This is a genomic window from Aurantibacillus circumpalustris, assembly GCF_029625215.1.
Classification (GTDB): Bacteria; Bacteroidota; Bacteroidia; order B-17B0; family Aurantibacillaceae; genus Aurantibacillus; species Aurantibacillus circumpalustris.
Genome location: NZ_CP121197.1, coordinates 1706079 through 1717661, shown reverse-complemented (window position 1 = coordinate 1717661; position 11583 = coordinate 1706079). Strand labels below are relative to the sequence as shown.

The window sequence follows — 11583 nt, the reverse complement described above, 5'->3', positions numbered from 1 at the left end:
ATAGAAACATAGGATAAACTTACAAGAAAAAACATAGTAACACATAAATTTGAAGCTTCGCTTCAAATACTATGTTCACCAAAACTTCTTTTGATGATTCTTTCTATGCAAACTATGTTTCTATGTGGTTTAAAAATTAGCACAACCCATCGACAAGATACAAAAAAAGGCCGTCTGCCAAATTAAGCAGACGACCTTTTAAATTAATTTATATCTAATTATTTTTTACGAGTTTTAGAAGCTTTATCGTCATCAGACTCATGAGCTGCAACAACTGCACCACCTTTAGCTTGTAAATCTTTTACTTGTTTTTTAAGATCGTAAATAGTTTTTTGTAATTCTTCGATTTCGCTTTTGAAAACTACTGGCATGTTAGAGAAAGTACTTTCGAATTGTTTTTCGAAATGTTTTTTCACATCCATACTTAAGTTAAGAGCTTCACCTTTTACTTTGCTGAATTCTTCGCTAGCGAATAATTCTGTAAACAATTTCTCATTTACTTTAACCCACTCAGCATACATATCTTGTGCACTTGGCATTTCAGTGAATGATTTTGGATTAGCGTATTTTTCAGAATAGTGTTGCGCAATTTCTTCAACACCTTTTTTAGCAGTGTTTTGTAAGTATGATTGTAATTCAGCTTGTTTAATGCTGTAATCACCCATTCTGTCCATCAAAGCAATAATTGCTTCAGCGTTTTCTTTTTCTTTACCTGCGTTTACTAATTTCATTAATGGTTCGAAAGTTTTTCCGAATACATTGTGAAACTGTGCTTGAAAATCTTTCATGCTAGTAATCGCTGCATTTCCTTCGAACATTTTAGGGAAATCCTTAGAGATGTTTTGAATTTGTGCGTAATACTCTTTTCCTAAATTGTTTTGGTTAGCAAAAAAGTTTTGAAGTTGTTTCATTCCGTTATCATAAACCTCTTGAACTGAAGATTGACCGTACATGTTACCAAACATTTGTTTAGTAAGGTTTGCATAAGCATCAGCAGTAAATTGGTTTTTGAAAGCGTCCATGTTAAACTGACCGTTTTTAAACATGCTAGCCATTGGCTGGAAAAATTCCTGCATGTTAGCATACACACGGCTACCTTGCATAAAGTTTGTAAACACATCTTTATTAAAGGTAGAGTTCATGTTTTTGCTCATTGAATCAAACGATGAATTCAAAGTGTTCAACCATGAATTGTACATGTTTGTAAAAGCAGTGTTGTTTTGACCAAAGTTAGCCATGTAATCTTGTGCCGGTTTTCCGAAACTTGAAAAGCTATTGTTAATGCTTTGGTTAAAATCTGCCATTTGCTTAGCATATGAAGCTTGTTGGTTAAACCAATTTTTGAAAAACTCCTGAGGGTTGCTTTCGTTAGTATTAAACATGTTAACAGAAGACTGTTGCATGCCATTTAAAATTCCCATTTGCTTATCAAAATACTCTTTGTATAATGATTGACCTTCAGTAGAGATGTTTCCGCTAGTGAAAGCAGACTGCATTTTTTTTGCAGAATCCATCCAATTGTTTACGAATTGCGTTTGGCTTTCTACCAAAGTGTCGATTACGGGGTTTGATGTTTTCATTTTTTGTTTTTTAAGATGAAGCGAACTTCACCGGTTTATTATTCTTTTGTTAAATTATTGTTAATCATGTATTTGCGTGTAATTGCTTGAAATTCAGTTTTTTACACGTGGTTTTCACAATCGGATGCAAATATACGTATTTTAAAGCTCTAGTTCCTAATGTTTTATATGAATAAATTGTTAAATGTTTAGAAAATCCCTATCTATCCGTTTTAGAAAGGCTCATTTTTCAGAACCAAGTCATTTGTTACCTTTAAAGCCGTGTTAAACTCCAAACAGACTCATACACAATTTGTTAAAAGCGAAGCCAAACGTCTTGGTTTTGATTTTTGCGGTATTTCTAAAGCAGCTTTTTTAGAAGAAGAGGCGCCCCGTCTCGAAAAATGGCTCGCAGAAAATAAACACGGCCAAATGAACTACATGGAGAATTATTTCGATAAACGTCTCGACCCGCGTTTACTGGTTGATAATGCAAAATCGGTTATTTCTCTTTTATTCAACTATTATCCTGAGCAAACACAAAACCCCAATGCACCAAAAATTAGCAAGTATGCCTACGGAGAAGATTATCACGAAATCATTAAAAATAAACTCCACGAATTTCTAGCCTCGCTCAAAGAAAATATTGGCGACATAAACGGCAGAGCTTTTGTCGACAGCGCCCCGGTGCTAGACAAAGCCTGGGCGAAAAAAAGTGGTTTGGGTTGGATTGGAAAAAACTCCAACCTCATCAACAAACAACAAGGTTCTTTTTTCTTCATCGCCGAATTAATTATTGATTTGGATCTAGAATACGACGGGCCAATTAAAGATTTCTGCGGCACCTGCACCAAATGCATCGATGCCTGCCCTACCGAAGCAATTGTAGAACCTTATATTGTTGATGGCAGCAAATGTATCAGTTACCTCACCATTGAATTAAAAGAAAATATTCCCACTGAATTTAAAAACAAAATGGATAATTGGGCTTTTGGTTGCGATGTGTGTCAGGATGTTTGCCCCTGGAATAGTTTCAGCCTAACACACAAAGAACCACTCTTTGAAAATCACAAAGGACTTCTAAATTTTTCGGAAATAGAATGGAATGAGATGACGGAAGAAACGTTTAATCTGGTTTTTAAAAACTCTGCCGTGAAAAGAACTAAGTATAAAGGATTGAAGAGGAATTTGGAGTTTATAAAGAAAACTTGAAAAAGTTTATTCCAGAATACTCTCTAGTTGTCAGAACTTCCGAGATAGTTTTATCTAGTTCGACAATCCCTTTTCTTGCGATGTGCTCTAACTCTCTTTTTTACATAATCTGTAAAATGTAAGTCCTTTTCTAGATTTTGCTACTTGTCCATTTTCAACAAAATGCCAAACATGATGAAAGTTCTTTTCAGAGTTATTGCCATTTAAAATTACTTTTTGGCCCTTCAGCGTCCAATTACCTTTCATAATAATTTTTTTATCTGAAACAGAAAAGTCTTGGTAATAAAAAGTATGATCAGAATTTATTGTAAGTTTTATTTGGGAAGGATCTGACGATGAAACACCGTAGGTTCCAATAAATTCATTCGAATGCTCGTTTGCAAATGAGGACATTAAAATAATTACGCCTAATACTGCCAGAGTTTTAATAGTCTTTTTCAGGATAATTTAGGTTTGATTTGTGAATTTATATACAGGTTCTGAATTGATATTTCTTTAATGCCAAAATGTAAAGTGTTTTTAAATTGTGTCCAAGTCTTATATGAATTTACGAAAAGGTAATGAATGTTTTCGAAAAACTAATTATTCAGGTCTTAAAAACAAGGCTATGACACAATGAGACTTAAAATAATTACGCTTACAAAATCTTATAATCTCTTTGTTAAACAAAGTCCAATTCCAATTTGCTTGTCTTTGGTTGGGAAACTGTAAATATTTAAGGCGGTTGCCTTGTTTTTTTTCTTTCTATTCGTAATGGCGCAATAAGCTCCGATCAAAGCAGAGGTTGTTCCCATAGCAATGTTTGATATACCTAATGTATTCATTGCAGTATAATCATTCCCATTATTTCTACCGTATCTAGTATATTCAATTACCTCTATGCTACCCACTACCACTTGTCCCAAACCAAAAATTATAGAGGCGGCCGGAACAGCCTGCTTTCCATTTCCTTTTGCCATGTTTACCAGATTAATTGCTGTAAGTCCAACATTAATTCCAATAAGTCCTCCCGAAATCGCTGCATGGGGGCCGTTGATATAACCAGTCCTGTCGGGTGGCGGACCGTAAGTCGGCTGTATCATCGCGCACTCTTGTTCTGTAAAGCCATTTGATTCTATCCAATTGTTCACTGTGCGATCCTTCATTGCTAAAATTTTATCGTATTTATGATCGTTATTAATTTTTTCCGCTGTTTGCCTTCCAGCAGTTTGCTCCACCAAATAACCAACAGCACAGATTGCACCATCTTTATCGATGAAACAAGGTTTCCGTTCTTCTCTATAATCATAATTTCGGGGGAAAATTCCTGCGTTCCAATAATTATGCAGCAAATCGAGAGCCTGGTTACGTTTTTGTTTTTGTTCGGCTGTTAACCCTGAAATGTCTTTTTCCCGGAGAAGATTTTCAACGTATTCCAAATGTGTCTTAATACGTAGATCTTCATCAATTGACGGATTTGGTTTAACACCGAATTTGCTAATAAAACTAATGTCTCCAATAATAGGGTTAATTGTTTGGCCGTTTCTTTCAGCCTGAGATCGGAAAATGAACATTGCTGTTGCAAAAATTAATGGCAGAAGAAACAATGCGAATGCTTTGAGTTTGTTTTTCATGTTTGCTTTTTTTAAGTAATTATTAGCACAAAAAATTTGATCAATAGGAGACACCATTTGTTGTAGGAGATACGTAATCAGTATCTTACTTTAACAATGCGAACTAACAAATAATTAAATCATTTGTACAATTCACAAGCCGGTAGTATTGGATTAATGGGTTTTGTTCGAGTACAAGATAACAATTGTTTTGGAAATTAAAAAAGGCTTTATGGGTTTTTTGTGTTTGGGTTTAAACTGAGGTCTCGTCGAGTAGAAAATTTCACCCAGTGTTAAACTGAACAAATTTTCGTATCGAGACGTTAAATAAAAGACTCTGATTTATTCCTGATTTTTACAACCTCTCGATGTTTCTATTCATCTGTCTTACATTCCTACTAGTATTCTTTTCTTTAACGAAGAATTATTATCTGACACTTTTAAAAAATAAATTCCTTGTGATAAATTACTAAGGTTTATTTCGGAATTCTGAGCCAAGAGACTACTGTACTTTAAATTTCCAATTAGGTCAAAAATCTCAACCTTGTATTCAATATTATTAGGCGCTACAATGGTGATGTTGCCAAGCATGTCGTTACGGACGTCTATTCCTTGCAAACTTACTTCTTCAATGCCACTGCAGTTTAAAACCTGTAATTTAAACGCTTTTGTAACTGCACATCCCACCGAATCCTTGCCGGTAACAGTGTAATTAGTCGTACTCATTGCACTTAATGTAACAGTAGACCCACTATAATTTCCCGGCGTCCACGAATAAGTAACTCCTCCAGTTGCTGTATAAGTTACATTCATACCAGGACATACTGCTTGAGCAGTAGAAACGTTTACCGCAAAGGAAGCTGGTTGGGTTACAGTAAGTGTATTAGAATAATTACATAAAGGGAATTGTACATTTACTGTATAAGTGCCCGGACTAAGATTTGTTATACTGGAATTGTTCGACCCACCTGGCAACCAAGTGTAGGTAGGCGTTCCTCCATATCCTATCAGGTTAACAGCCGCCGAGCCATTATTTGCATCATAACAGGTAACATTACTTTTGGACATATTTATAGTGAATTGGTTTTGAGCGGTTGTCGATGCTGTTGTAAATGCCAGAAAACCAAGTTGGGGTGGGCCTGACTTAATGTGTACGATAAGCGTATTTGTTCCAGGGCACCAATTGTCACAAAGAGTTACTGTAGCACCTGAAGTTCCTTGAAAATTATTAGCGGTATACGAGGGCGCAGGATTTACGTACGACGACACTCCATTTACAAAGATTTCATTCACACAATTATCGGCAAAATAACTCATCGACAGGCAATACCCGCCAGATGAATTCACAGAGCCATTGCAAACACCAGAAGGAAGCGTAAACATCAGTCGAAAATATTCATCTACATTCCCTAAAGAATTATGGTAACTCTGATTACCAGCATTTGGAAAAGGATGTGGATAGGTAATCCAATCGGCTGTAGTATAAGGGGAGATCAACCATGCGGCATTGCCAGTTGTTCTCACTGCAGGAACGAACGGACCGTTAATGGAGACTGTGGAAGCCGTCCAACTCAAGTCGTTGGTTCCAGTTGGAATTGTGCCGTTTAAACTAGCATTCACCCCAGTGTTAAATGATACCGGATTTGGTAGTTGAGCTTTTAACTCAAAATTTATTCCAGTTAGGAATAAAAAAATAATAGCTACAAAATGGTAGTAGTTTTTCATTGGATGGGTATTTTAATTAAAGATAAAAAAAATACTCCATAAACGCTATTTTAGTAAATACTAAATTTACTATTTTCTAGATATTAATTTTCTGAAGAACGTTTACCTACTAATAGTAATGCAAATACTGTTCAGTAAATTATTCTTAAAAGAAATCGTTCTTTTTACGCGCGTTAAACTAACCAATCTTCCCATCCCTCATAACCAAAGTTCTATCAGCCATCTTAGCTAAATCATTATTATGAGTCACAATTACGAAAGTTTGATTAAAATTTTCTCTCAACTTAAAAAACAATTGGTGCAATTCCTGTGCATTCGCACTATCTAAATTACCGCTCGGCTCATCCGCAAAAATTACTTTGGGATTATTTATCAATGCACGCGCAACGGCAACACGCTGTTGTTCTCCGCCACTCAATTCAGAAGGTTTATGGCTTATTCTATCTTTGAGATTAAATAAATCCAATAATTCTATTGCTCTTAACTCCGTTTCTTTTTTATTTTTATTCGCTATTAAAGCGGGAATACACACATTCTCCATGGCCGTAAACTCAGGCAACAATTGGTGAAATTGAAAAACAAAACCAATGTTCTGATTTCTAAACGCAGCTAATTTTTTGTCGCTTAACTTTGAAACTTCTTGGTTATTAATTAAAATCTCTCCAGAACTTGGTCTATCAAGTGTCCCTAAAATAGTAAGCAAAGTGGTTTTACCTGCTCCAGAAGAACCAACAATAGAAACTATTTCGCCTTGTTTTATTTCAAGATCAACGCCCTTTAATATTTCAAGCTCACCAAATTTTTTATGAATCGATTTTCCTACAATCATACTTAATTCAAATATAAATAACACATAAAGGTAATCACTAAAATACCAAGTGCATCCAAAACAAATCCAACACGCAACATATCTTTTATTTCAATTTCTTTTGTACCAAACACGATTGTATTCGCGGCAGTAGCCACGGGCAACATAAATCCCAGAGATGCTGCAAAAGTAGCCGGCATCATTAACAAAAGGGGAGGCAGCTCTAAATCAATTTGTAAAGCTATCATCACAGGAATAGCTAATTGTATGCTTGCTATGTTAGAAGCAAATTCACTAATTATAGTAACAACTATACAAATTCCTAAAATTATTAAGAGTGGATGCACTCCTTTTAAAACATGCAGACTATCGGCTAACCAATTACTTAGTCCTGACAGTTCAAAGCCATAGGCCAAAGCAAAGCCCGACCCGAACATTAAAATAATATCAAAGCGTAATTTTTTAGCATCTTCCCATATAAGCAATGCTTCACCCCTATTCTTTTTTGATGGAACGAGAAACAGAATAATAGCCGCCATTAAAGCCACAAAAGCATCATCAACAAATTTTGGTTTCATGAAAATATGATTCCAACCTCTAAATTTAAAGCCTCCAAAATCAATATCGGCTCGTGTAAACCAAAGTAAAATGCAGGAAACAAAAATTCCAAATACCCATTTTTCTTCGTAAGAAAATTTACCTAGTTCGCGATACGAATTTTCGAAATAAATTTTTTCAATTTTTAATTCTACTTTTTTTCTCAAAAAATAAAAATTAAGCACAAAAAAAGTAATCATTAAGAATGCTAAAGAAATTGGATAACCAATAGCGCTCCACTTTAAAAAATTAAGATCATTTAATGCCGGAAATGCCTCTTTATAGGCCTTAAAAAAATACATATTTGGTGGTGTTCCCACTGGAGTTGCCAGTCCACCGATGGTTGCAGAAAACGCGAGTCCTAATAACAATGCCGCGGCAAATTTTCCCGAGTTCTTTTCAATATACTGTTTCGTTTCTTGTATCAATGCAAAAACGGCGGCGAACAACATCATCGTTGTAGCAGTATTACTAATCCAATTACTAATAAGGTAGGTGGAAATCATCACTCCAAATAAAACGGTAGATGGTTTTGTTCCTACAATCGATAATATTTTTAATGCGATGCGTTTGTGCAGCTGCCATTTTTCAATAGCAAAGGCCAGCATAAAACCACCGATAAATAAAAAAATAATACTATCGCTGTATTGTTGCGAAACAGATTTACAATCGGCGATTCCTAAAACGGGTAACATTAAAACCGGCACGAGGGCTGTAACAGCAAGACTAACGGCTTCCGTGAACCACCAAACGCACATCCAAACGGTTACGCCGGCCATTAAAGTTGTTTGATGATTATTTGGATCAAGGTCTGTAAAAAACCAAATTATGATCGCCAAAAGAGGACCAAGGGCTTGAAAAATGTATTGTTTAGAAGCGTTCAAAACGTTAATTAAATTAAAATTTTCCACTAAACACGCAAGTGCTTGCAGCAGTAATAAGGTACAAGCCATGAAGATAATTTAATTATCCTAATCGGTTAAATAAATTGCTAATTTTGTTTACTATGGCAAAAATTATATCACTGATAAAACAATCGGTGGAATTTGTTTCCGAAAGACTTTGGAAGGTTCGTCTCAGTAAAGTTGATAAGCGGCAAGGGCTGCTTATCAAACAGATTCGTATTTTCGCTCTGGCTTTTAAAGGGTTTATGGAGGATAAGTGCTTTACTTATTCAACTGCCCTCACATTTTATACTCTATTCTCTATAGTACCGGTACTAGCCTTAATATTCGCAATTGCGAAAGGCTTTGGTTTCGAAAAAAATCTTCAAGAACAGATACTTCAAAATTATAGCGAGTACAGTGACATTCTCACCAATGCTTTTGTTTATGCCAACTCAATGTTATCAAATGCCAAAGGTGGTGTTATCGCGGGTTTTGGTATCGTATTATTATTATGGAGTGTCATGCAATTATTAGTAAATATTGAAACCAGTTTTAACGACGTTTGGGACGTTAAACAGGGCCGAAACTGGATTCGAAAAATAACAGATTACTTAACCATTATGCTTGTAGGACCTCTTTTACTAATAGTTTCAGGTGGTATATCCATCGCTATTCAAACCCAAATTGGTAACATGCATCTTTTAGGTTTTATTGCTACTTTTTTTGTAAATCTCCTGGCTTACGGACTTATTGTTGGCGTATTTACGTTTTTGTACAGAGTTATGCCGAATACCAAAGTGAAAATTAAACCTGCTTTTATAGCGGCAATTATCGCGACGCTGTTATTCGAATTCGTGGCCTGGGGCTATATTCGTTTTCAAGTTGGTGCCAATCGTTTAAATGCTATTTATGGTGGTTTTGCGGCACTTCCTCTCTTTTTAATATGGGTACAATATAGCTGGTACATTGTTCTATTTGGCGCAGAACTTTCATATGCCTACCAAAATGTAGATCGTTTTGAACTGGAAGACGAAATAGAAAAATTAAGTCCCCGTTACAAAAAAGTAATTTCGCTTATGATTGCCAATCTTGTTACAAAAGGATTCTACAATAATGAAAAGGCCTTAAGTGTGCATGAAATTTCAGAAAAACTAGACCTACCTTCTCACCTTACACGCAATGTTTTAAACGAGTTCGTCGAAACACAATTGTTTGTAGAGGTCGTTTCTGAAAAAGAAGATGAAATTCTTTATCTACCAGGCGTTACTGAAAGTAAGTTTACAGTGCAATTTTTAATTGATTCTCTTGAAACAAAGGGACTAAACAGCCTCCCTATTAATGATACCAAAGAACTCATCCACATAAATAACCTTATGATTGAAATGGACAAATCTATGGACACTGCATTAGGACACATGAACGTTAAAGACATTGTGATTTAAATTGAAAAAGTTTCTCCTTATATTTTTATTTTTCGGGGTTTTTGTTCCATTGATTGCTCAAAACAAAGATAGTCTTGCACTCAAACAGGATAGTGTTGCGCAACAGAAAGCGAATCATAAAAAAACTTATTCTGATGCCAGACGAGCAAGTATCATGAGTGCTTGTTTACCTGGACTAGGTCAGGCGTACAATAAAAAATACTGGAAGCTCCCAATTATTTACGGCGGTTTAGTTGGTTTCGGATATATGTTTGTGGTCAATAATGAAGAGTATAATTATTACAGGCAAAATTTAATTAGCGCAGCCGACGATGACCCCACAACCATTAATACTACACGGTATGACATCGACCAACTTCAAACACAAAAAATAACGTACCGAAAAAGAAGAGATATAGCAGCTGTTGGAATTGTATTATTGTATATTTTAAATATTATAGATGCTAATGTAGATGCGCATCTTAAAACCTTTGATGTAAGTGACGATTTAAGTATTCGCATTGAGCCCTGGCAAAGTACTTACAACGCTGGATTTGGAAACACAACAGCAGCAGGTCTTTCAATAAAATTAAGTTTTAAATAAGAGAAAATGAACATAGCATTAATTGGGTACGGTAAAATGGGCAAGGAAATTGAAGCCATTGCTATTAAAAGAGGGCATTCCGTTGTTTTAAAAATTGATAAGGACAATTCAGAAACTATTACCATGGCTAATTTAAAAAAAGCAGATGTAGCTATTGAATTCAGTACGCCGCATACCGTTCTAGAAAACATTGAACGCTGCTTCGATGCCAATTTGCCTATCGTTGTTGGAACAACAGGATGGTACGACTATTTTGACAAAATAAAAAAAGACTGCGATCAAAAACAAGGAAGTCTTTTTCATGCGACAAACTTTAGTCTTGGTGTAAATTTATTTTTTAAAGTAAATACATATTTGGCGGCATTGATGGATAAATATGACGATTATGAAGTAAGTATGGAAGAAATTCATCACATTCATAAACTTGATAAACCAAGCGGAACTGCCATTACACTGGCTAATCAGGCAATTGATAAAATTAAACGCAAAAAGAAATGGAGTATCGATTCTAAAGATTCTGAAACTCTATTTATCAATGATCTTCGCGAAGGTGAAGTGCCGGGCACACATATTATGAAATACCACTCTGCTATTGATGACATTGAAATAATGCACAAAGCTCACAACCGTAAGGGTTTTGCTCTGGGAGCTGTTATTGCAGCTGAATTTTTAAATGGCAAAAAGGGTATTTATACAATGAACGATATAATTTAGATCTAATTTAACGCAGTACACATTGAACACATTAATGCAATTTGTAAAATTCGTGTCTTTTTATGAGTTACCACTGGATTCGCATATTTGAAAATGAAACCGAGCTTGAAAATTACATTCTACCTAACGTTTTTTTTGTATTTGAGCTTAGGGGTGAAAAAATCTGTATAACACGAACAGATAAAGGTTATTTTGCCGTGCAAGATAAATGTCCACACAACGGAGCCAGTCTTAGTAAAGGATTTTGCAGTAAAGAAAATGAAATAATTTGTCCGCTTCACCGCTATTCTTTTGATCTTAAAAGCGGAAAAGCAACATCTGGTGGAGCCTTCGCTTTAAAAACATATCCTATCCAAATTAAACCAGATGGTGTTTATGTTGGCATTAAAGCGAAATGGTGGGAAGCTTAATTATTCCGAGTTTCATGTTTTTTATTTCGAGTTAAACCAAAACTCAAAATAAAT

Annotated in this window: 11 protein-coding genes; 5 read left to right on the top strand and 6 right to left on the bottom strand. The window is 35.2% G+C overall.

Going from position 1 to position 11583, the window contains the following annotated elements:
* Positions 1-218: 218 nt before the first annotated feature.
* Positions 219-1580: a poly(R)-hydroxyalkanoic acid synthase subunit PhaE gene (locus P2086_RS07235; protein ID WP_317899778.1), complete on the bottom strand. Its 1362-nt coding sequence runs from the start codon at positions 1578-1580 to the stop codon at positions 219-221.
* Between the two features lie 261 nt (positions 1581-1841).
* Here P2086_RS07235 and queG point away from each other — a divergent pair, with 261 nt between their 5' ends.
* Positions 1842-2771: a tRNA epoxyqueuosine(34) reductase QueG gene (gene queG, locus P2086_RS07230; protein ID WP_317899777.1), complete on the top strand. Its 930-nt coding sequence runs from the start codon at positions 1842-1844 to the stop codon at positions 2769-2771.
* Positions 2772-2858: 87 nt separating this feature from the next.
* Here the strand turns inward: queG and P2086_RS07225 are convergent, their stop codons facing one another.
* The 5 genes from P2086_RS07225 to P2086_RS07205 all read right to left on the bottom strand — a co-directional run bounded on the left by P2086_RS07225 (position 2859) and on the right by P2086_RS07205 (position 8446).
* Positions 2859-3164 carry a hypothetical protein gene (locus P2086_RS07225; protein ID WP_317899776.1) on the bottom strand — a complete coding sequence of 102 codons (306 nt, stop codon included), beginning with the start codon at positions 3162-3164 and terminating at the stop codon, positions 2859-2861.
* A 254-nt stretch (positions 3165-3418) separates the two neighbouring features.
* Positions 3419-4384, bottom strand: coding sequence for a hypothetical protein (locus tag P2086_RS07220; RefSeq protein ID WP_317899775.1), 966 nt, complete (start codon positions 4382-4384; stop codon positions 3419-3421).
* Between the two features lie 366 nt (positions 4385-4750).
* On the bottom strand, positions 4751-6088 hold the full coding sequence (locus P2086_RS07215) for a T9SS type A sorting domain-containing protein (protein WP_317899774.1): 1338 nt from the start codon (positions 6086-6088) through the stop codon (positions 4751-4753).
* A gap of 178 nt (positions 6089-6266) precedes the next feature.
* Positions 6267-6917 (bottom strand): ABC transporter ATP-binding protein, encoded by a 651-nt coding sequence (locus P2086_RS07210; protein ID WP_317899773.1) that lies wholly within the window; start codon positions 6915-6917, stop codon positions 6267-6269.
* Positions 6918-6919: 2 nt separating this feature from the next.
* Entirely contained in the window at positions 6920-8446 is a 1527-nt protein-coding gene (locus P2086_RS07205; RefSeq protein ID WP_317899772.1) for an SLC13 family permease, read from the bottom strand.
* Between the two features lie 53 nt (positions 8447-8499).
* Between P2086_RS07205 and P2086_RS07200 the strand changes: the two genes are divergently transcribed.
* The 4 genes from P2086_RS07200 (at position 8500) to P2086_RS07185 (ending at position 11529) form a co-directional block, all read left to right on the top strand.
* Positions 8500-9822, top strand: coding sequence for a YihY/virulence factor BrkB family protein (locus P2086_RS07200; RefSeq protein ID WP_317899771.1), 1323 nt, complete (start codon positions 8500-8502; stop codon positions 9820-9822).
* A 1-nt stretch (position 9823) separates the two neighbouring features.
* Positions 9824-10405: a DUF5683 domain-containing protein gene (locus tag P2086_RS07195; protein ID WP_317899770.1), complete on the top strand. Its 582-nt coding sequence runs from the start codon at positions 9824-9826 to the stop codon at positions 10403-10405.
* A 6-nt stretch (positions 10406-10411) separates the two neighbouring features.
* On the top strand, positions 10412-11119 hold the full coding sequence (gene dapB, locus P2086_RS07190) for a 4-hydroxy-tetrahydrodipicolinate reductase (protein ID WP_317899769.1): 708 nt from the start codon (positions 10412-10414) through the stop codon (positions 11117-11119).
* Positions 11120-11181: 62 nt separating this feature from the next.
* Complete coding sequence (locus P2086_RS07185) at positions 11182-11529, top strand: Rieske (2Fe-2S) protein (RefSeq protein ID WP_317899768.1); 348 nt, start codon at positions 11182-11184, stop codon at positions 11527-11529.
* Positions 11530-11583 lie beyond the last annotated feature (54 nt).

What these genes read in the sequence shown, in the direction of transcription:
- P2086_RS07235 (WP_317899778.1), bottom strand. Translation starts at nt 1,580, where the DNA reads ATGAAAACATCAAACCCCGTAATCGACACTTTGGTAGAAAGCCAAACG.
- P2086_RS07200 (WP_317899771.1), top strand. Translation starts at nt 8,500, where the DNA reads ATGGCAAAAATTATATCACTGATAAAACAATCGGTGGAATTTGTTTCC.
- P2086_RS07215 (WP_317899774.1), bottom strand. Translation starts at nt 6,088, where the DNA reads ATGAAAAACTACTACCATTTTGTAGCTATTATTTTTTTATTCCTAACT.
- P2086_RS07185 (WP_317899768.1), top strand. Translation starts at nt 11,182, where the DNA reads ATGAGTTACCACTGGATTCGCATATTTGAAAATGAAACCGAGCTTGAA.
- P2086_RS07210 (WP_317899773.1), bottom strand. Translation starts at nt 6,917, where the DNA reads ATGATTGTAGGAAAATCGATTCATAAAAAATTTGGTGAGCTTGAAATA.
- dapB (WP_317899769.1), top strand. Translation starts at nt 10,412, where the DNA reads ATGAACATAGCATTAATTGGGTACGGTAAAATGGGCAAGGAAATTGAA.
- P2086_RS07225 (WP_317899776.1), bottom strand. Translation starts at nt 3,164, where the DNA reads ATGTCCTCATTTGCAAACGAGCATTCGAATGAATTTATTGGAACCTAC.
- P2086_RS07205 (WP_317899772.1), bottom strand. Translation starts at nt 8,446, where the DNA reads ATGGCTTGTACCTTATTACTGCTGCAAGCACTTGCGTGTTTAGTGGAA.
- P2086_RS07220 (WP_317899775.1), bottom strand. Translation starts at nt 4,384, where the DNA reads ATGAAAAACAAACTCAAAGCATTCGCATTGTTTCTTCTGCCATTAATT.